The 18930-nt window shown below is 63.2% G+C and carries 17 protein-coding genes; 15 read left to right on the plus strand and 2 right to left on the minus strand.

The window, feature by feature from the left end; translation table 11 throughout:
- The first annotated feature begins 71 nt into the window (after window positions 1-71).
- The 6 genes from NX862_RS02140 to NX862_RS02165 all read left to right on the plus strand — a co-directional run bounded on the left by NX862_RS02140 (window position 72) and on the right by NX862_RS02165 (window position 6172).
- A complete protein-coding gene (locus NX862_RS02140) occupies window positions 72-1304 on the plus strand; it encodes an MFS transporter (RefSeq protein ID WP_264492224.1) in 1233 nt (410 codons plus the stop codon).
- A 48-nt stretch (window positions 1305-1352) separates the two neighbouring features.
- Window positions 1353-1931: a DUF924 family protein gene (locus NX862_RS02145; protein WP_264492225.1), complete on the plus strand. Its 579-nt coding sequence runs from the start codon at window positions 1353-1355 to the stop codon at window positions 1929-1931.
- A gap of 76 nt (window positions 1932-2007) precedes the next feature.
- Window positions 2008-3402, plus strand: coding sequence for a dihydrolipoyl dehydrogenase (lpdA, locus tag NX862_RS02150; RefSeq protein WP_264492226.1), 1395 nt, complete (start codon window positions 2008-2010; stop codon window positions 3400-3402).
- Between the two features lie 103 nt (window positions 3403-3505).
- A complete protein-coding gene (locus NX862_RS02155) occupies window positions 3506-4099 on the plus strand; it encodes a DUF642 domain-containing protein (RefSeq protein WP_264492227.1) in 594 nt (197 codons plus the stop codon).
- A 192-nt stretch (window positions 4100-4291) separates the two neighbouring features.
- Window positions 4292-4906: a choice-of-anchor C family PEP-CTERM protein gene (locus tag NX862_RS02160; protein ID WP_264492228.1), complete on the plus strand. Its 615-nt coding sequence runs from the start codon at window positions 4292-4294 to the stop codon at window positions 4904-4906.
- Window positions 4907-5020: 114 nt separating this feature from the next.
- Window positions 5021-6172 carry an MFS transporter gene (locus NX862_RS02165; RefSeq protein ID WP_264492229.1) on the plus strand — a complete coding sequence of 384 codons (1152 nt, stop codon included), beginning with the start codon at window positions 5021-5023 and terminating at the stop codon, window positions 6170-6172.
- Here NX862_RS02165 and NX862_RS02170 read toward each other — a convergent pair.
- Window positions 6162-6503, minus strand: coding sequence for a rhodanese-like domain-containing protein (locus NX862_RS02170; RefSeq protein WP_264492230.1), 342 nt, complete (start codon window positions 6501-6503; stop codon window positions 6162-6164). The genes NX862_RS02165 and NX862_RS02170 overlap by 11 nt on opposite strands.
- A 175-nt stretch (window positions 6504-6678) precedes the next feature.
- Here NX862_RS02170 and uvrA point away from each other — a divergent pair, with 175 nt between their 5' ends.
- Both uvrA and NX862_RS02180 read left to right on the plus strand, forming a co-directional pair.
- Window positions 6679-9534 (plus strand): excinuclease ABC subunit UvrA, encoded by a 2856-nt coding sequence (gene uvrA / locus NX862_RS02175; RefSeq protein WP_264492231.1) that lies wholly within the window; start codon window positions 6679-6681, stop codon window positions 9532-9534.
- Window positions 9535-9914: 380 nt separating this feature from the next.
- Window positions 9915-10580 carry a VPLPA-CTERM sorting domain-containing protein gene (locus NX862_RS02180; RefSeq protein ID WP_264492232.1) on the plus strand — a complete coding sequence of 222 codons (666 nt, stop codon included), beginning with the start codon at window positions 9915-9917 and terminating at the stop codon, window positions 10578-10580.
- Window positions 10581-10633: 53 nt separating this feature from the next.
- Here NX862_RS02180 and NX862_RS02185 read toward each other — a convergent pair whose 3' ends face one another.
- The gene (locus NX862_RS02185) at window positions 10634-12133 is read right to left on the minus strand and encodes a CoA-acylating methylmalonate-semialdehyde dehydrogenase (protein ID WP_264492233.1); all 1500 of its coding nucleotides are present in this window, start codon (window positions 12131-12133) and stop codon (window positions 10634-10636) included.
- Between the two features lie 203 nt (window positions 12134-12336).
- Here NX862_RS02185 and NX862_RS02190 point away from each other — a divergent pair, with 203 nt between their 5' ends.
- The 7 genes from NX862_RS02190 to NX862_RS02220 all read left to right on the plus strand — a co-directional run bounded on the left by NX862_RS02190 (window position 12337) and on the right by NX862_RS02220 (window position 18895).
- On the plus strand, window positions 12337-13230 hold the full coding sequence (locus NX862_RS02190) for a LysR family transcriptional regulator (protein WP_264492234.1): 894 nt from the start codon (window positions 12337-12339) through the stop codon (window positions 13228-13230).
- A gap of 75 nt (window positions 13231-13305) precedes the next feature.
- Entirely contained in the window at window positions 13306-13740 is a 435-nt protein-coding gene (locus NX862_RS02195; protein WP_264492235.1) for a CBS domain-containing protein, read from the plus strand.
- Between the two features lie 102 nt (window positions 13741-13842).
- Complete coding sequence (gene coaD / locus NX862_RS02200) at window positions 13843-14343, plus strand: pantetheine-phosphate adenylyltransferase (protein ID WP_264492236.1); 501 nt, start codon at window positions 13843-13845, stop codon at window positions 14341-14343.
- A gap of 53 nt (window positions 14344-14396) precedes the next feature.
- Window positions 14397-14762: a hypothetical protein gene (locus tag NX862_RS02205; protein ID WP_264492237.1), complete on the plus strand. Its 366-nt coding sequence runs from the start codon at window positions 14397-14399 to the stop codon at window positions 14760-14762.
- Window positions 14759-16294: a methyl-accepting chemotaxis protein gene (locus tag NX862_RS19360; protein ID WP_319800858.1), complete on the plus strand. Its 1536-nt coding sequence runs from the start codon at window positions 14759-14761 to the stop codon at window positions 16292-16294. The genes NX862_RS02205 and NX862_RS19360 overlap by 4 nt, the downstream gene beginning before the upstream one ends.
- Window positions 16295-16493: 199 nt before the next feature.
- Window positions 16494-17501: a LacI family DNA-binding transcriptional regulator gene (locus tag NX862_RS02215; RefSeq protein ID WP_264492238.1), complete on the plus strand. Its 1008-nt coding sequence runs from the start codon at window positions 16494-16496 to the stop codon at window positions 17499-17501.
- 131 nt (window positions 17502-17632) lie between these two features.
- Window positions 17633-18895 (plus strand): ABC transporter substrate-binding protein, encoded by a 1263-nt coding sequence (locus NX862_RS02220; protein WP_264492239.1) that lies wholly within the window; start codon window positions 17633-17635, stop codon window positions 18893-18895.
- Window positions 18896-18930: the final 35 nt, after the last annotated feature.

Here is an 18930-nt window from a genome sequence, read left to right on the forward strand (position 1 = left end):
GTGATGCGGACGGATCGCGTCAGGGTTTGGTTAACCACTCTGGTGTTAAGTCACAAAAAACGAGGCGCGAGATGCTGAAGGTTCTGGCCCATTCCTGGCCCCTGCTGTTGGGCGTGATGCTCTTGATGGTCGGCAACGGCGTTCAGGGCACGCTTTTGGGTGTGCGCGGCGCGATGGAAGAGTTCACGACCTTTCAGTTGTCGGTCGTGATGTCGTCTTACTTCGCGGGATTTCTGTTCGGGTCGCGGATGGCGCCTTCGATGATCCGGCGGGTGGGCCATGTGCGGGTCTTTTCGGCGCTGGGGTCGCTGATCTCGGCCGTCTTGATCCTGTATCCGCTGTGGCTGGACTGGCAGGCCTGGTCGGTCATGCGCGTCATCATCGGGTTTTCCTTCAGCGGGATTTACGTCACCGCCGAAAGCTGGCTGAACAACACCGCGACAAACGAGACGCGGGGCCAGGCGCTGTCGGCCTATATGATCGTGCAGATGCTGGGGATCATCGCGTCCCAGGGGCTTTTGGCGCTGGGCGACCCTTCGGGATTCGGGCTGTTCATCATCCCCTCGGTCCTGGTGTCGCTGGCCTTCATGCCGATCCTTCTGGCCGACACGCCCGCGCCGACCTTTGATGACGCGCGGCGGATGCCCTTTGCAAAGCTGTGGACGACCTCGCCGCTGGGCTGCGTGGGGATGCTGCTGACGGGGGGGATTTTCGCGGGGATGTTCGGCATGGCCTCGGTCTGGGGGGCGATGTCGGGGCTGACCCTGAAAGAGATCGCGGCCTTTGGCGCCTCGCTGTATATCGGGGGCTTGGCGCTGCAATATCCGGTGGGCTGGGTCAGCGACCGGATGGACCGACGCAAGTTGATCATGGTCCTGTCCTTTTTTGCCACCGGGGTGATGGCGGTGGCGGCCTTTGTGCCCTTGCCCTTCACGCTGATCCTTGTGGTGGCGCTGCTGTTGGGGGGGATGATCAACCCCCTGTATTCGTTGCTGATCGCCCTGACGAACGACCACCTGTCCAAGGAAGAGATGCCGGGGGCCAGTTCCGGTCTGATCTTTTTGAACGGCTTTGGCGCGATCTTTGGGCCGCTGGCCTCGGGGTGGTTGATGGGGGTCGTGGGCCGGGGCGGCTATTTCCTGTTCCTGGGCGGGCTCTTTCTGGCGCTGGGGGTCTATGCCGCCTGGCGGGTGTCGCGCCGGGCCTCGCCGCACAACTCGGGCTTCATGGGCCTGTCGCCCAACGCCTCTTCGCTGGCCGTGGGCACCGTGATGGAGAAGGACCCGCGCCGGTCGCGGGGCTGATTGCACGACCGGCCGGAACCTGTCAGGGTCACGAAAAAGGGGGCGCCCATGGATGATCCGATAGCGGTTCTGGACTTCTGGCTGGGGCAGATCGGCCCCGAAGGCTGGTATGCCGGGGGCGAAGAGGTCGATGCGCTGTGCATGATTTTCGCGGACCTGTGGCAGGCCGCGCGCGAGGGCGGCCTGGATCACTGGGCGGATGGCACGGTGGGAAGCCTGGCCTTTCTGATTCTGACCGACCAGATCCCGCGCAACATCCACCGCGGCACCGCTTTGGCCTTTGCGACCGACGCCTTGGCGCTGGCTGCGGCGAAACGCGCCCTGACTGAGGGTTGGGACCTTGGCGCGCCCGAGCCGGAACGGCAGTTTTTCTATATGCCCTTCGAACATTCCGAGGACCCGGAGGATCAGGCCACCGCCATCCGCCTGATGGAAGAACGACTGGGATCTGACCCCGACATGGCGCTTCACGCCCGCGCCCATGCCGAGGTGATCCGCCGCTTTGGCCGCTTTCCAACGCGCAACGCGGCCTTGGGCCGGATATCGACCCCCGAAGAGGAAAGCTATCTGGCCGAGGGTGGTTACGGCGCCGTGGTCAAGGCTCTTAGCCATGCAGGCGACGCATAGGGTCACAGCGCGCCTGTCGTTGCAGGCCGCGACCATGTAGTTTAATGGCAAACTATCTTGCCAAGGGAGGGATGAGATGGCCCAGACATTCGATGTGGTGGTGATTGGGGCAGGCCCCGGCGGCTATGTGGCCGCGATCCGTGCCGCGCAACTCGGCCAAAAGGTCGCGATCATTGAACGCGAAAACCTTGGCGGCATCTGCCTGAACTGGGGCTGCATCCCGACCAAGGCGCTGTTGCGCAGCGCCGAGGTGTTTCACCTGATGCACCGCGCCAAGGAATTCGGCCTGAAGGTCGAGGGCGCCTCCTTTGACCTCGACGCCGTCGTTGCGCGGTCGCGCGGGGTGGCCAAACAGCTGTCGGGCGGCATCGGCCACCTGATGAAAAAGAACAAGGTCACGGTCTTTATGGGCGATGCGACCTTGCCCAAGGCCGGCGTCGTTCATGTCACCTCGGCCAAGGGCGTCGAAGAGCTGACCGCCCCCGCAATCATCCTCGCCACCGGTGCGCGCGCCCGCGAACTTCCGGGGCTGGAGGCCGACGGCGACCTGGTCTGGACCTATCGCCATGCGCTGCAACCGAAACGGATGCCCAAGCGTCTGCTGGTCATCGGGTCGGGCGCCATCGGCATCGAATTCGCCAGCTTTTTCAACACGCTTGGCGCCGATGTCACGGTCTGTGAGGTCATGGACCGCGTGCTTCCGGTCGAAGACGCCGAAGTGTCCGCTTTCGCCAAGAAGGCCTTCGTCAAGCAGGGCATGAAGATCCTGGAAAAGACCACGGTCAAGAAACTGGATCGCAAGCCCGGCGTCGGCGTCACCGCCCATCTGGAAGACGCCAAGGGCACCGTCACCGCCGATTTCGACACCGTGATCTCTGCCGTGGGTATCGTGGGCAACATCGAAAACCTGGGGCTGGAAGTCTTGGGCGTCAAGATCGACCGCACCCATGTCGTGACGGATGAATACTGCCGCACCGGCGTTCCGGGGCTTTACGCCATCGGCGACATCGCTGGCGCGCCCTGGCTTGCGCACAAGGCCAGCCACGAGGGCGTCATGGTGGCCGAACTGATCGCGGGCGGCCATCCGCATCCGATCAAGCCGGGCTCGATTGCCGGTTGCACCTATTGCCATCCCCAGGTCGCCAGCGTCGGCATGACCGAGGCCAAGGCGAAAGAGGCGGGCTTTGACATCAAGGTCGGCCGTTTCCCCTTTATCGGCAACGGCAAGGCCATCGCGCTGGGGGAACAAGAGGGCTTCATCAAGACGATCTTCGATGCCAAGACCGGCGAGCTGCTGGGCGCCCATATGATCGGCGCCGAAGTGACCGAGCTGATCCAAGGCTATGTCATCGGCCGCGCGCTGGAGACGACCGAAGAAGACCTGATGAACACCGTCTTCCCGCATCCGACCCTGTCCGAGATGATGCATGAGGCGGTGCTCGACGCCTATGGCCGCGCTCTGCACATTTGAAAGGCGGGCCGCATCCGTCCAAAGGCGGATGCGGCCTCACCCCGTTGACCGAATCGCGAGATTGTGGCAAAAGTTAACGAATGTGGTATCTTTGGGGTGTGACGTGAAAAAAACTTTGGCTCTGGCGCTTGGTCTGTCCTTGTTGGGCATGTCGGCCAACGCGACGACGGTTTTCTCTGACAATTTCGACGCGAACAACTATGGCTTGAATACGACCCCGCTGGGTTGGACTCTGAACTCGGGTTCGGTGGACATCATCGGCGACGGCCAATTTGCCTGGTATGGTGCGGGCAATTACATCGACATGAACGGCTCGACTCAGGTTGCTGGTTCGATCAGCACCACCCTGACCGGTCTGGTCGCCGGGGCAAGCTATGCCCTGGACTTTGACGTCGGTTTCAACAATGGCTCGGGCAACAACGAGAAGCTCAGCTATTCGATCGGCACTCTGTCGGGCAGCTATGGCCCGCCGATCGCGTCGGGCAATTCGACCTTCCTGCATCTGCGCTTTGCCTTCATCGCGGGCGGGACCTCTGCCGTCCTGACCTTTGCCGATGCCGGCAACACGCCGAATGACAACGGCGGTCCGATCCTGGACAACGTGTCGGTGACTGCGGTTCCGGTTCCGGCGGCGGGTGGGCTTTTGCTCTCGGCTTTGGGTGGCGTGGCGATGTTGCGTCGGCGCAAGAAAGCCTAAGACAGGCGCCAGAAGGCCTGACACATGCACAAGAAAGCCCGCTTCGGCGGGCTTTTTCATTGGGCGATTCGCAAAAGGTGTTGCGCCCCTGGACTCAAGCCTTTGCAGGTGCAGCATAATCGAGAAGCTCCAGGTTTCTTGTGCGCGCGGCGGCTTTCAGATAGTGTTAACGAAAGTTAATTGGTGGTGAATATGAAGAAGATCTTGGCAACGACGACATTGGCTTTGGCCCTTGCAGGCGGCGCGCAGGCTGCGACGGTCGTGAACGGTGGGTTTGATGGCGACTTCATGGGGCAATTTGCAACCCTTGGGAATGGCAGCACCACGATCGGTGGCTGGACTGTCGGCGGCACCAGCGTCGACTGGATCAACGCCTATTGGCAGGCAGCCGATGCGGATGGTCACAGCGTCGACCTCAGCGGCGGCGGGCCGGGTTCGGTCTCGCAGGTCCTGACCGGACTGGTCAGCAACATGGTTTACAAGGTCAGCTTCTATCTGGCGGGCAACCCGGATCAGGGCGGCACGAAATACATCAATGTTCAGGCCGCCGGGGCGAGCCAGATCGTCTATTCCTTCAACAACGATGGCAGCAATTCCAAGGCCGCGATGGGTTGGGTCAAGCGGACTTACACCTTCACGGCAACCGGCCCGACCGCGACGCTGAGCTTTTCCAGCCTGAACAACTCGGCTTACGGGCCGGCTCTGGACAATGTGTCGATTGCGGCGGTTCCGGTCCCGGCAGCGGGGCTTCTGTTGGGCGGCGTCCTGGGTGGTCTGGCCGCTCTGCGTCGTCGCAAGCGCGCCTGAGGGATTGAAGTTCGCAAAAACGCCCGGGCCAAGGCTCGGGCGTTTTTTCATGTCCGCAGCTCTGGCGCCGTCGGGCATTGTCGGGCAGTCTGCCGCGCAGGTTCGGGGGCACAGATGCGCAGTTGGGTTCTGATATTGGCCTTGTGGTGCGCGGGGCTTGGGGCCGCGGCGCAGTTCGGCAAGATTTCCGTGGCGTTTCAGGATCTTGGCGCGGCCTATCAGGGGCAGGGCGCGGTGGCCATCGGGCTGATGGTTTCGGTCGTGGGCCTGGTGGGGCTGGTCTTCGGGACGACGGCGGGGCTGATCGTGGCGCGGGTGGGCGCGCGGCGCGCGATGCTGGCGGCGCTGGTGCTGGGCGCGCTGGTTTCGGCCGCGCAAAGCCTGTTGCCGCCCTTTCCACTGATGATGCTGGCGCGGCTGGCCGAGGGCGTGTCGCATCTGGCCATCGTGGTCGTGGGGCCGGTGGCGATTGCCCAAGCCGCACCGCCCGCGCGGCAGGGCGCTGCGATGACGCTGTGGAGCTCGTTCTTTGGTCTGACCTATGCCGTTCTGGCCTGGGTCGGGCCGGGGATCTTGCAAGCCCATGGGATCGCGGGGCTTTTCCACTGGCATGCGCTGTGGATGCTGGGCTGTGCCCTTGTCCTGTGGCGGTTGATGCCGCGCGATGTTGCGGTGGGCGCGCCGCGGGCGGAGGGGATTTGGGCGGGCCATCTTGCCATCTATCGCTCGCCCTTCGTTGCGGCGCCCGCCACGGGTTTCGTATGTTATACCGTGACTTACGTGGCGATCCTGACCCTGATGCCCGCAGCGATGGGGCCGCAGGGGGCGCTTGCCGCGGTCGCCATGCCGCTGGTGTCAATCGGCCTGTCGCTGACCTTTGGCGTCTGGCTTTTGGGGCGGATCACGGCGGTCCATCAGGTGCAGGCGGGCTTTGCCCTGGCCGCAGGGGCGAGCCTGTTCCTGTGGCCGCTGTGGGGGACGGCGGCGGCCCTGGCGCCCGCGCTGGTCGTGGCGGGCGCATTGGGGCTGGTGCAGGGCGCCTCTTTTGCCTCGATCCCGCAACTGAACCCCGCCGCCCAAGACCGCGCGCGGGCGGCGGGGGCGATTGCGCAGCTTGGCAATCTGGGGACCACGACGGGGACGCCGATCCTGGCCTGGTTGATGCAAAAGGCCGGGGTCAGCGGCCTGGCGCTGTTCCTGTTCGGGTTTTCCGTCTTGGGGATCGCGCTTCATGCGCTGCAGGCGCGGCGGCGGCTTAAAGCCTGACGACCGGCCCACCCGCCGCAGCCCATTGGCCAAAGCCGCCGATGTTCCAAGCCGAAAGGCCCATCCCGCTCAGGATTTGCACCGCTTGCCCCGCCCTTGCGCCCGCCGCGCAGAACACGGCGATGGGCCGCCCGGACAGACGCGCGTCGAAATCCGGCGCCTTGGGGTCGGCCTTGATCGGCACCAAAGACAGCGGGATATGCAGCGCGCCGTGTGCCGTGCCAGAGGCCGCAAGCTCGGCCGCCTCGCGCACATCCAGAAGCGTGACCTCGCCCCGGGCGGCAAGGGCGATGATATCGGACAAAGAGGGCTGCGGGGCAGGGGTGGGCATCTTGAACCTCCGGTTTGGGACGCGTCATATATATTCGAAGGATTGAATTTGTAAAGCCCGGCTCCGGGTTGCGGAATCTTTCGGCGGCCCGCCATCCGTTCACCCAATGTTCACATTTTCCGGTTGGAAAGCCCGGCCTTTCGCCCTATCTTGCGCAGGGGCCAAGGGGGCGGCAATGGATCAGAAGTTCATCTCGGTGCGCGGGGCGCGCGAACATAACCTCAAAGGGGTGGATGTCGATATCCCGCGCGACAAGCTGACGGTGATCACCGGGCTGTCGGGCTCGGGCAAAAGCTCGCTGGCGTTTGACACGATCTATGCCGAGGGGCAGCGCCGCTATGTCGAAAGCCTTTCGGCCTATGCGCGGCAATTCCTTGATATGGCAGGGAAACCTGATGTGGATCACATCAGCGGCCTTAGCCCGGCCATCTCTATCGAACAAAAGACGACGTCCAAGAACCCGCGCTCGACCGTGGGCACTGTGACCGAAATCTATGACTATATGCGCCTGTTGTTCGCCCGCGTCGGCATCCCCTATTCCCCCGCGACCGGCCTGCCGATCACCGCGATGCAGGTTCAGGACATGGTCGACGCCGTCATGGCGATGGAGGAGGGCGCGCGGGCCTATCTGCTGGCGCCCATCATCCGCGACCGCAAGGGCGAGTATAAGAAAGAGTTCCTGGACCTGCGCAAACAGGGGTTTCAGCGCGTCAAGGTCGACGGCGCCTTTCACGATCTGGACGAGCCGCCGACTTTGGACAAGAAGTTGCGCCATGACATCGACGTTGTCGTCGACCGCATCGTGGTGCGCGAGGGCCTCCAAACCCGACTGGCCGACAGCTTCCGCACCGCGTTGAACCTGGCCGATGGCATCGCCATCATCGAAACCGCGCCCGCCGAAGGCGAAGGCCAACGCATCACCTATTCCGAGAAATTCGCCTGTCCGGTCAGTGGCTTCACCATCGCCGAGATCGAGCCGCGGCTGTTCTCGTTCAATGCCCCCTTTGGCGCTTGTCCGGCCTGCGACGGCTTGGGGGTCGAGCTGTTCTTTGACCCGCGCCTTGTGGTGCCCGATCAGAACCTGACCCTGATGCAGGGCGCGCTTGCGCCTTGGGCCAAGTCGAAGTCGCCCTATTTCACCCAGACGCTGGAGGCGATGGCCGCGCATTACGCCTTTGACCGCAAGACCAAGTGGAAGGATCTGCCCGAAAAGGTGCAGGATGTCTTCCTCTATGGCTCCAAGGGCGAGGAAATCACCTTCCGCTATGACGAGGCGGGCCGCATCTATCAGGTGGACCGCGTCTTTGAAGGCGTGATCCCGAACATGGAGCGGCGGTATAAAGAGACCGACAGCGCCTGGTCACGCGAAGAGATGGAGCGCTTTCAGAACAACCGGCCTTGCGGCACCTGCGCGGGCTATCGCCTGCGCCCCGAGGCTTTGGCGGTGAAAATCGCCGGTGTCCATGCCGGGCAGGTCGTGAAAATGTCGATCCGTGAGGCGCATCAATGGACGCTTCAGGTGCCCGAGACCCTGACCGGCCAGCAGAACGAGATTGCCAAGGCGATCCTGAAGGAAATCCGTGAGCGCCTGGGGTTTTTGGTGAATGTGGGTCTGGATTACCTGACCCTGTCGCGCAATGCGGGCACGCTGTCGGGCGGCGAAAGCCAGCGCATCCGGCTGGCCAGCCAGATCGGAAGCGGCCTGACCGGGGTGCTTTATGTGCTGGACGAGCCCTCGATCGGGCTGCATCAGCGTGACAATGACCGGCTGTTGACCACGCTGAAAAACCTGCGCGATCAAGGCAATACGGTTCTGGTCGTCGAACATGACGAGGATGCGATCCGCGAGGCGGATTACGTCTTTGACATCGGCCCGGGGGCGGGGGTGCATGGCGGCAGGGTGATTTCCCACGGCACGCCGGCGCAGGTCGCCGCCGATCCGGCCAGCCTGACGGGGCAATATCTGTCGGGCCGCCGGGCCATCGAAGTGCCCAAGGAGCGCCGCAAGGGCTCGGGGAAAAAGGTCACGGTGGTCAAGGCCACGGGCAACAACCTGAAAGACGTCACCGCCGAATTCCCGCTGGGCAAGTTCGTTTGCGTGACGGGCGTGTCGGGCGGCGGCAAGTCGACGCTGACCATCGAGACCCTGTTCAAGACCGCCGCCACGCGGCTGAACGGCGCGCATGAGACGCCGGCGCCTTGCGAGACGATCAAGGGCTTTGAACATCTGGACAAGGTCATCGACATTGACCAACGCGCGATTGGGCGGACCCCGCGCAGCAATCCGGCGACCTATACCGGCGCCTTCACGCCGATCCGCGACTGGTTCGCGGGCCTGCCCGAGGCCAAGGCGCGCGGCTATCAATCCGGCCGCTTCAGCTTTAACGTCAAGGGCGGCCGGTGTGAGGCCTGCCAGGGCGACGGCGTCATCAAGATCGAGATGCACTTCCTGCCCGACGTCTATGTCACCTGCGAGACCTGCAAGGGCCAGCGTTACAACCGCGAAACGCTGGAAATCAAGTTCAAGAACAAGAGCATCGCCGACGTTCTTGACATGACCTGCGAAGACGCCCGCGAGTTCTTTGCCGCCGTCCCCGCGATCCGCGACAAGATGGAGGCGCTGTGCGAGGTCGGTCTTGGCTATATCAAGGTCGGCCAGCAGGCGACGACCCTGTCAGGTGGCGAGGCGCAAAGGGTGAAGCTGTCCAAGGAACTGGCGCGGCGCGCCACGGGCAAGACCTTGTATATCCTGGATGAACCGACGACCGGCCTGCATTTCGAGGATGTGAAGAAACTTCTGGAAGTGCTTCATTCGCTGGTCGATCAGGGCAATACGGTTGTGGTGATCGAACACAATCTGGACGTCGTCAAAACCGCCGATTGGGTCATCGACATCGGCCCCGAGGGCGGCGATGGCGGCGGCAAGATCGTCGCGGTCGGCACGCCAGAGGATGTGGCCAAGGTCGCGGCCTCCCATACCGGGCGCTACCTTGCGCCGATGTTGAAGCCGAAACCTGTGGCGGCGGAATAGGTCGCCGGGCCGTGTCGCGGCCTCGCATCAGGGGGTGAGTTTCATTGGCATCGTGGTCCGGCTTGGGGACTTCAGGCCCCGCATCCGCATCGCGCAGGCAGGGGTTCCTTGGCCGGCGCAAATCATGCGGCGGCATCGCCAGCGCACTTGGCAGGCAAGCTGAACCTCTGTGTGATTCGCGCGTTGTTGCGAAACTGGAGACAATAAGTGCAGGTCGTTCCGGCTGACTTGACAGAATCCAACCTGGGCACCCTTATTGGCTTCTTCGCGGATTTCCGATGCAACCCTGAATTGCAATATGACCGAAAAGAGGCGATTTCAAAAGACTTTTTGTCAAAATTGAGGTCTGATGTCGGTCTGTAGCGCGAATGGGGTGAGTTATGAAGATTTTACGGAATGTGGCGACGGCCCTTGGTCTGATGATCCTGGCAAGCCAGGGTCAGGCGGCGACCATCGGTTTCGCCAATATCGCGGGTGGTGACACCTCTGGCGACAGCCTTGTTGGTCGGTTCTCTCTGGAACTGACGGATGTGTCGACCCGCTTTACGCAGAAGGTGCAGATCAAGATCAAAAGCGCCGCTGCCAACGCAAGCTATTTCATCGGGTCGATTTTCATCGACGATGAGCCGGGCAATCGTCTGAGCGGCGAATCCAGCGCCTACAAGGACAGCCTGTCTTACCGGACCGAGTTCAAATACAAGACCAGTGGCGGTTTTGCGCAAGGAAATCTGATCAATTTCGGCGCCACGGCTCGTTACATGATGGAGGGCGGGTCTTCGGCAGGCGTCCAGCCGGGGGACTACGCGACCTTCCAGTTCGGTGGGACCTATGCTCAGGTTCTGGCCGGGCTGCAGTCCGGGGCCCTGCGGTTCGGCCTGCATGTCCAGGGGATCAACCTGCCGGGCTGTGAAGACGGGTCGGATTCTTTTGTCAGCTATGTGCCGCCCGTCTTGCCGCCGATTCCGACCGTGCCGCTGCCGGCCTCGGGTCTGATGTTCCTGGGCGCCCTGGGTGGTCTTGTCGGTCTGCGTCGCCGCAAGTCGTAAGGCATATGGGATAAAGAAAGGGCCGCATCCCCGGGGATGCGGCCCTTTTTCGTTCAGTCCAGCGCTTTGAAATTCAGCGCGGCGCCGTCCTTGATGCCCGAGAACCAGCGGGCGGTGACGGTCTTGGTCTTGGTGTAAAACCGGAAGGCGTCCGGGCCGTATTGGTTCAGGTCGCCAAAGGCCGATTTTTTCCAGCCGCCAAAGGTGTAGTAGCTCAGCGGCACCGGGATCGGGAAGTTGATGCCGACCATGCCGACATTCACGCGGCTGGCGAAGTCGCGCGCCGTGTCGCCATCGGCGGTGAAGATCGCCGTGCCATTGCCGTATTCGTTGTCGATCACCAGGTTCAGCGCCTCTTCGTAGGTGCCCTTGCGCACAACGGAGAGGACGGGCCCGAAGATCTCTTGCTTGTAGATGTCCATGTCGGTGGTCACGTCATCGAACAGCGTCGGGCCGACGTAAAAGCCGTTCTCATAGCCTTGGATGTTGATGTTGCGGCCATCGACGACCAGTTTTGCGCCCTGATCGACGCCCGAGTTGATCAGCCCCTTGATCCGGTCGCGCGAGGCGGCGGTGATCACCGGCCCGAAGTCGACGTCATCGCCGGCGGTATAGGGGCCGACCTTCAGCTTTTCGATTCGCGGCAGCAGCTTTTCGATCAGGCGGTCGGCGGTCTTTTCGCCCACCGGCACCGCGACCGAAATCGCCATGCAGCGCTCGCCCGCCGCGCCATAACCGGCACCGACGAGGGCGTCAGCGGCCTTGTCCAGATCGGCATCCGGCATGATGATCATGTGGTTCTTGGCGCCGCCAAAGCACTGGGCGCGCTTGCCGTTGGCCGCAGCCCGACCATAGATATACTGCGCGATGGGGGTCGATCCGACGAAGCCCACAGCCTGAATGGTGTCGTTGTCCAGGATCGCGTCGACGGTTTCCTTGTCGCCGTTGACGACCTGCAACACGCCATCGGGCAGGCCCGCTTCTTGCAGCAGTTGCGCCAGGAAGATTGAGGTCGAGGGCGTGCGCTCGGAGGGTTTCAGGATCATAGCGTTGCCGGACGACAGCGCCGGGCCCATTTTCCACAGGGGGATCATGGCGGGGAAGTTGAAGGGCGTGATGCCTGCGACCACGCCAAGGGCCTGACGCATCGAGTAAATGTCGATGCCGGGGCCGGCGTTGTCGGTCGCCTCACCCTTCAGGAGCGCCGGGGCGCCCATGCAGACCTCGATGACCTCAAGCCCGCGCTGGACGTCGCCGCGGGCGTCGGGAATGGTCTTGCCATGTTCGCGCGACACCATCTCGGCCAGCTTTTCCATGTTGGCGTTGATCAGCGCGCCGAAGGCCATCATGACGCGGGCGCGGCGCTGCGGATTGGTGGCGGCCCATTTGATCTGCGCCTTGGCGGCGTCAGCGACTGCGGCGTTCAGCTCGGCCACGGTGGCGAGGGCCACACGGGCCTGAACCTCGCCGGTGGCGGGGTTGAAGACCTCGGTAAAGCGCCCGGAGGTGCCGGGGACGAGCTTGCCGTTGATCCAGTGGCCGATGTCGGTCATGAGAGTCTCCTTTTGGGTTCATGCGGTTTTACCCTTGCGGAAATGCCGAGGGAAGCGGAAGTTCGGCAAAGGGGTTTTGCAGGGATGCAAAGGTCGGCGTCTTCTCCGAACCAGCGGGGGGGCTGCCGCCCCCCCGCACCCCCCTGCTTCAAGGGGCCCACGGGCCCCTTGAAAATCCCCGTGGATATTTGGGAAAAGATGAAATGGATTGGGACGATCTGCGGGTCTTTCTGGCTGTCGCGCGGGCGGAAAGCCTGTCGGGGGCGGGGCGGCGGTTGAAGGTCGATCCGGCCACGGTCGGGCGGCGCGTCGTGCGGCTGGAAGAGGACCTCGGGCGGCGTTTGTTCGTCAAGTCGCCCCAGGGTTACGGGCTGACCGAAGAGGGCGCGCGGCTTTTGCCCCATGCCGAGCGGGCAGAGGCGGCTTTCGATGGCGCGACCGAGGCTTTGCGGGGGCCGGAGGGGCTGACGGGGCAGATCCGGCTTGGCGCGCCGGATGGCTGCGCGAATTACCTTCTGCCGCAAGTGATTGCGCGGATCTGTGACGCCAATCCCGGGCTGGAGGTGCAGTTGGTGGCCCTGCCGCGGGTCTTCAACCTGTCCAAGCGCGAGGCGGATATGGCTGTGGCGGTCTCGCGTCCCGAGGCGGGGCGGCTGACCGTGCAGAAGTTGACCGATTACCGGCTGCATCTGGCGGCCAGTCGGGACTATCTGGCGGGACATGCGCCGATCCTTGCGCGTGAGGACCTGAAGGACCACCGTTTTGTCGGCTATATCCCCGACATGATCTTTGACAAGGAGCTGGATTACCTGGCCGAAATCGGCGTGCCGCCGCCGCCCTTGGCCTCGAATTCGGTGTCGGTGCAGCTGAATTTTCTGCGTCAGGGGGCGGGGCTTGGGGTGGTGCATGACTTCGCGCTTCCCGCTGCGCCCGAGCTGGTGCGGGTCCTGCCCGAAGTGATCAGCCTGAAGCGCGCCTTTTGGCTGATCCGCCATGCCGATGATGGGCGGGTTGCGCGGCTCAACCGTTTTGCGGCGCTGCTGACCTCGGGGGCGCGGGCCGAGATGGCACGGCTGGAAGGGTGTGGCGCAGAATAAAGTTGCGTTGAAATTTTACGGATTGACGGAATCTTGCGTGAGGCGCAGCCTGAACGGATTGGAAGGGAGGTGTCCATGCTTGTCAGTCATATCCTGAAATCGAAATCCGACGATGGGGTCGTCACTTTGGCGCCAGGGTCGACCGTGGCTCAGGCGGCCGAAACGCTATCGGCGCGGCGCATCGGGGCCATCATCGTGTCACGTGACGGGCGCGAGGTGGCGGGGATCGTGTCAGAGCGCGATGTGGTGCGCGAAATCGGGCGGCGCGGCGCGGCCTGCCTGGCCGACCGGGTGGAAAGCCTGATGACGGCGCAGGTGACGACTTGCACCCGCTCGGATACGGCGGACCGGGTGCTGGAGTTGATGACCCAGGGCCGTTTTCGCCATATTCCTGTGGTCGAGGCCGGGCAGATGGTCGGCCTGATTTCGATTGGCGATGTGGTCAAGGCGCGGCTGGCCGATCTGCAACATGAAAAGGACGCTTTGGAGGGCATGATCCGGGGCGCATGATCGGGGGTGCTTGATCGGGGGTGCTTGATCGGGGGCGCAGAATTGCCCCTTGCGCTTGGGGCCGCTTTCCGCTGCACTGCGGAAAAAATGCGGAGGGCGTTGATGCGCATCGGTCTTTATCCTGGCACGTTCGACCCGATCACGCTGGGCCATATCGACATCATCCAGCGGGCCATGGCTTTGGTGGACCGCTTGGTGATCGGCGTGGCGATCAACCGTGACAAGGCGCCGCTCTTCGGGCTGGAAGAGCGCGTCGCCATGGTCGAGGAGGAATGCCGCGAAATCTCGGCCCGGGTGGGGGGCGAAATCGTCGTTCACCCCTTTGAAAACCTCTTGATCGACTGCGCCCGCGATGTGGGGGCGGGGATCATCATCCGCGGCCTGCGGGCGGTGGCGGATTTCGAATATGAGTTCCAGATGGTCGGCATGAACCGGGCGATGGATGCCTCGGTCGAGACGGTTTTCCTGATGGCCGACGCGCGACGTCAGGCGATCGCGTCGAAATTGGTCAAGGAAATCTGTCGGTTGAACGGGGATGTGTCGAAATTCGTCACCCCCGCCGTCGATGCAGCCCTGGTGCGGCGTTTGCGTCGGGCGAAATAGCGCGCATTTTAGACATTAGGCGGGCGTCAACACCCTTGGTCTAGACCAGAGGGATGAAACAGCGCATCGCACAGATTCTGCCGATCTTTGCCGTCTTCTTCGTCAGCTTCGTGGCTTTGGCGGCCACGATGGGCGTGGCGGCCCTGGCTCATGCCGGTTCGACCCGCGTGGCCCTGATCGCCTCGTCTGACGGGTGGAAGCGGGTCGAAAGCTCTGGTCTGCCGATCGTCCGCCTGGCGCTTGGGGGGCTGTTGATTGTCGTCGATGGCGCGGGCGCGCCTGATGCCTTGGCTCGATTGCGGGCCGGTTCCCTGTTTATGTTGGACGCAAGCCTGATTCCGGGCTGCGAAGTTCCGGGCTCCGTGACGACGGAAAAGGTGCCGGATGAAACTGCGCCTGTTGAAAAGGTTCGCTCATGACTTTGACGCTTGAAACCCTGCGAAGCCGTGTCGCCCGTGGCTTGGGATGGCTGATGTGGCTGCATGTGCCGCTTGTGGCGGTTCTGGCTTGGGTTCTGGGGGACGGGGTCGTGGTTCCGGTCGCCGCGACCTTTGTGCTGACCGCCCTGGTCGAGCTTTTGGCCGTCCGCCGTCCTCATGCCGCGACCAGTCACCTGATCTTCGCGGTGGTCTATGGGGCGCAGGTGGCGATCCTGGTGGGCCTGATGCAGGGGCATCCCTGGCAGGCCGACATGCACATGTATTTCTTTGCGGCCCTGGCCATCCTGGGCGCGCTGTGCAGTTGGCCTGCGATCGTGGCCTATGTCGCGTTCGTTGCCGTCCATCACCTGGCGCTGAACTATCTCATGACCGAACTGGTCTTTGTCGGGCCAGCCGATTTCGGTCGCGTTGTGATGCATGCGGTGATTCTCTTGTCCGAGGGGATTGCCCTGGGCGTCCTGACTTATGTCCTGGCCTCGATCTTCACGGTCCAGGCCCAGGTCCTTGCCGCGGCAGAGGCCGCGCGCAGCACGGCCGAGGGCTTTTTGGTCAGCCGTTCGGCCGAACAAACGGCGCAGTCCCAGGCCGTGTCTCGGTTGATCGAAAGCATCACCGATCTGGCCGCGGGCGACTACGGACACGAGATTGCGAGCGACAGTTTCCCGCAAGAGTATCAATCGGTTGGCCATGCCTTGAACCTTTTGAGCCGCCGGTTGAGCCTGGCTGTGACCACGGTGGCCCAGGCCGCGCGGGGGGTGCAGGTCTCGGGCGGGTCGCTGTTGTCCACGGCGGGGGCGCTGGAAAGCTCGGCGGCAGAGCAGGTCGCCTTGCTGGGCCGGGCGCGCAGCGGCTTCACCGGGCTCAGCCAAAGTCTGGGGGCCACGATCACGCTGGCCTCGCAAGCCGATGACGCCATGCAGGAAAACCGGATGGAGGTCGAACGCGGGACCGAGCTTTTGTCCCAGGTGGTCGAGGCCATGGGCCTGATCCAGCAGTCCACGGGGCAGATCCGGCAAATCGTCGAAGTCATGGACAACATCGCCTTCCAGACCAACCTTCTTGCCCTGAACGCCGGGGTCGAGGCCGCACGGGCGGGCGACACCGGTCGCGGCTTTGCGGTCGTGGCCTCCGAAGTGCGGGCGCTGGCACAGCGCGCTGCCGAATCGGCGCGCGAAATCCGTGGGTTGATTGACCAGGGCCAGGGCAATGTCGAAATGGGCACCCGCAAGGTCGACATGACGACAGAGGCTTTGCAAAGCCTGATCACCAGCGCACAGCGCGCTGCGGGATTTGTCACCGACATCACCGACAGCATCCGGCAACAGGGGCAGGGACTGCAGGGCCTTCAGGAAGAGGTCAGTTCGCTGGACACTCAGGCGCGCCACAATGCCAATCTCGCCTCACGGATTTCGGCGGCGGGCGACGAATTGCAGACCCATTCCAGCGCCATGGCCAAGGGTATGGCCGAGTTGGAGGGCAAGGGCGGGCGAAACCTGCGGAATGTTGCATAAGCGCAGGGGAATGGGCGTGTGTTCCTAACCCGCACCCCATAATATTGGAAAAAGACAAGCCAGCCTGTCCACTGTCGCCCCCTCCAGATGCTTGGGCGCACGGAAACGGCGCCTCAGGCGGTGATATCCCGCCCGATGCCCGGTTGCAGAAGGGGGCCCCTTCGTGCCATGCAAGGCCATTCATGCGCAGGGATCGCCGATGGTCACGCTCAAACAGATCGCCAATGCCGTGGGCGTCAGTCAGGCGACCGTTTCGCGGGTGCTGAACTTCGACCAGACGCTGTCGGTCTCGCCGCAGACCCGCCAGTCGATCATCGAAACGGCCGAGGCGATGAACTACGCCACGCCCCGCGCCCGCCAACGCGCCAAGGCCACCGAGGCTGCGCCCAAGATCGCGTTGATGCATTTCCTGCGTCCCGATCAGGAATTGGCCGACCCCTATTACGTCGGCCTCCGCCTCGGGATCGAGACCCGCGCCGCCGCCCTGAAGCTTGAGACTGTCAAGATCTACCATGCCGACAGCCTGCCGGAGCCCAAGATCTTCGACCAGACGTCGGGGTTGATCTGCATCGGCCTGCATGACGCGGCAGAGCTTGATTGGCTCAAGACCCATGCCCATCATGTGGTCTGTGCCGATTTCGCCCCCGAGGATGACGAATTGGACGCGGTCGAAAGCGATGTGACCGGCGCCATGCGCAAACTGTTGAAATCGCTGATTGCCATGGGGCATCGTCGCATCGGCTTCGTCGGCTGGTGGGACCATGACCGCGCCGGCGCGATCAAGGCGCGCGAAAAGCGCTGCGCCGCTTTCATCGACTGGATGACCGCGGCCGGGCTTTATGACCCCGACATTTGCCTGACCGACTGGAACACCGAGGCTTCGGGCTATCGCCTGACCCAGACCGTCCTGGCCCGCCCCGACCGGCCCGGCGCTTTGGTCTGCGGCAATGACAATATGGCGGTGGGCGCCTACCGCGCCATTCACGAGATGGGGTTGAAGATCCCCGGCGACATCGCCGTCGTGTCCTTCAACGACATTTCGGTCGCGCAATTCATGAACCCGCCGCTGTCGACCATGCGCCTGCCCTCCGAGGAAATCGGCGAAACCGCCGTTGACCTTTTGATGGAGCGAATCCAGGGCCGCACCACGCCCAAGCGCACGATACTCGCCCCCAAGATGATCTGGCGCCGCAGCGCCAAGCTGTAAATGTCGTTTTCCGGCCGAAACTTGCCGCAACGCAGCGGAAAATTTTTACTAAAAACTTGCCAGACGATTTTACCTGCGCTAGCCTGATCGAACAGCGGGGGAGGAGCCCCGCGATTTGGGAGGAGCCAAAGATGAAAATGACCGCCTTCAAGGGCGTGCTGGCTGTCGCCGGCATCCAGCTGATCACCGCCACCATGGCGCTGGCCACTGACATCACCGTCTGGTGCTGGGCGCCCGAGTTCAACGGCGCCGCGATGAACGAGGCGATTGCCCGTTACACCGCCGCCAACCCCGACACCAAGATCACCGTCGTCGATTTCGCCAAGGGCGACCTGGAAACCAAGCTGCAGACGCAGTTGGCTTCGGGCACCACCGAGGGCCTGCCGGACATCGTTCTGATCGAAGACTACGGCGCACAAAAGTATCTGCTGTCCTTCCCCGGCGCCTTCGAGCCGCTGACCGACAAGATCGACTACAGCCAGTTCGCCAAATACAAGGTCGAACTTGCCACCGTCGAAGGTCAGACCTATTCGCTGCCCTTCGATTCGGGCGTGACGGGCCTGTTCTACCGCTCGGACCTGCTGGAGCAGGCGGGCTACAAGGCCGATGCCCTGAAGGACATCACCTGGGAAGAGCTGTCGGCCATTGGCGACAAGGTCAAGGAAGTCACCGGCAAGCCGCTGTTGTCGGTGGACATGAATGACGCTGGCGCGATCCGCATCATGCTGCAATCGGCCGGTTCGTGGTATTTCAACGCCGATGGCACCGCCAACATCAAGGACAATCCGGTCTTCAAGGCAGCCTTGACCTCTTGGGTCGGCATGTTGAAGAACCAGAACCTGTATAAGTCGGTCTCGGGCTGGGGCGACTATACCGGCGCCTTCAACAACGGCGACGTGGCGGGCGTCTTCACCGGCGTGTGGATGACCGGCGGCATCAAGGGCAACAACATGTCCGGCAAATGGGCCGTGGCGCCCATTCCGAAGCTGGCGGGCGTCGAAGGTGCGGGCCATGCCTCGAACCTGGGCGGGTCGTCCTGGTATGTGCTGTCCTCGGCGCCGTCCAAGGATGCGGCCATCGACTTCCTGCAGAAGGTCTGGGCCTCTGACGTGGACTTCTATCAGAAGATCCTGGTCGGCCAGGGCGCCTTTGCCGCCTATCTGCCCGCCCGCGACGGCGAGGCCTATTCGGCGGCCGACGCGTATTTCGGCGGCCAGTCGGTCTGGAAGGACTTCTCGGATTGGCAAGCGGCCATCCCGGGCGTCAACTACGGCATCTTCACCAACGAGGCTGACGCCGCCGTGACCGCCCAACTGCCGGGCCTGATCGACGGTGGCGACATCGACGCCGCAATCGAAGCGATCGACGCGCAAATCGCGCAGCAGATCCAGTAAACTCCTCCCGGAGTGGGCCTTTCCGGCAGCAATGT

Source organism: Stagnihabitans lacustris, assembly GCF_025950525.1.
Lineage (GTDB): Bacteria > Pseudomonadota > Alphaproteobacteria > Rhodobacterales > Rhodobacteraceae > Stagnihabitans.

Excerpts from the sequence above, each read along its gene's own strand:
- NX862_RS02140 (WP_264492224.1), top strand. The coding sequence starts at position 72 with ATGCTGAAGGTTCTGGCCCATTCCTGGCCCCTGCTGTTGGGCGTGATG.
- NX862_RS02145 (WP_264492225.1), top strand. The coding sequence starts at position 1,353 with ATGGATGATCCGATAGCGGTTCTGGACTTCTGGCTGGGGCAGATCGGC.
- lpdA (WP_264492226.1), top strand. The coding sequence starts at position 2,008 with ATGGCCCAGACATTCGATGTGGTGGTGATTGGGGCAGGCCCCGGCGGC.
- NX862_RS02160 (WP_264492228.1), top strand. The coding sequence starts at position 4,292 with ATGAAGAAGATCTTGGCAACGACGACATTGGCTTTGGCCCTTGCAGGC.
- NX862_RS02165 (WP_264492229.1), top strand. The coding sequence starts at position 5,021 with ATGCGCAGTTGGGTTCTGATATTGGCCTTGTGGTGCGCGGGGCTTGGG.
- NX862_RS02170 (WP_264492230.1), bottom strand. The coding sequence starts at position 6,503 with ATGCCCACCCCTGCCCCGCAGCCCTCTTTGTCCGATATCATCGCCCTT.
- uvrA (WP_264492231.1), top strand. The coding sequence starts at position 6,679 with ATGGATCAGAAGTTCATCTCGGTGCGCGGGGCGCGCGAACATAACCTC.
- NX862_RS02180 (WP_264492232.1), top strand. The coding sequence starts at position 9,915 with ATGAAGATTTTACGGAATGTGGCGACGGCCCTTGGTCTGATGATCCTG.
- NX862_RS02185 (WP_264492233.1), bottom strand. The coding sequence starts at position 12,133 with ATGACCGACATCGGCCACTGGATCAACGGCAAGCTCGTCCCCGGCACC.
- NX862_RS02190 (WP_264492234.1), top strand. The coding sequence starts at position 12,337 with ATGGATTGGGACGATCTGCGGGTCTTTCTGGCTGTCGCGCGGGCGGAA.
- NX862_RS02195 (WP_264492235.1), top strand. The coding sequence starts at position 13,306 with ATGCTTGTCAGTCATATCCTGAAATCGAAATCCGACGATGGGGTCGTC.
- coaD (WP_264492236.1), top strand. The coding sequence starts at position 13,843 with ATGCGCATCGGTCTTTATCCTGGCACGTTCGACCCGATCACGCTGGGC.
- NX862_RS02205 (WP_264492237.1), top strand. The coding sequence starts at position 14,397 with ATGAAACAGCGCATCGCACAGATTCTGCCGATCTTTGCCGTCTTCTTC.
- NX862_RS19360 (WP_319800858.1), top strand. The coding sequence starts at position 14,759 with ATGACTTTGACGCTTGAAACCCTGCGAAGCCGTGTCGCCCGTGGCTTG.
- NX862_RS02215 (WP_264492238.1), top strand. The coding sequence starts at position 16,494 with ATGGTCACGCTCAAACAGATCGCCAATGCCGTGGGCGTCAGTCAGGCG.
- NX862_RS02220 (WP_264492239.1), top strand. The coding sequence starts at position 17,633 with ATGAAAATGACCGCCTTCAAGGGCGTGCTGGCTGTCGCCGGCATCCAG.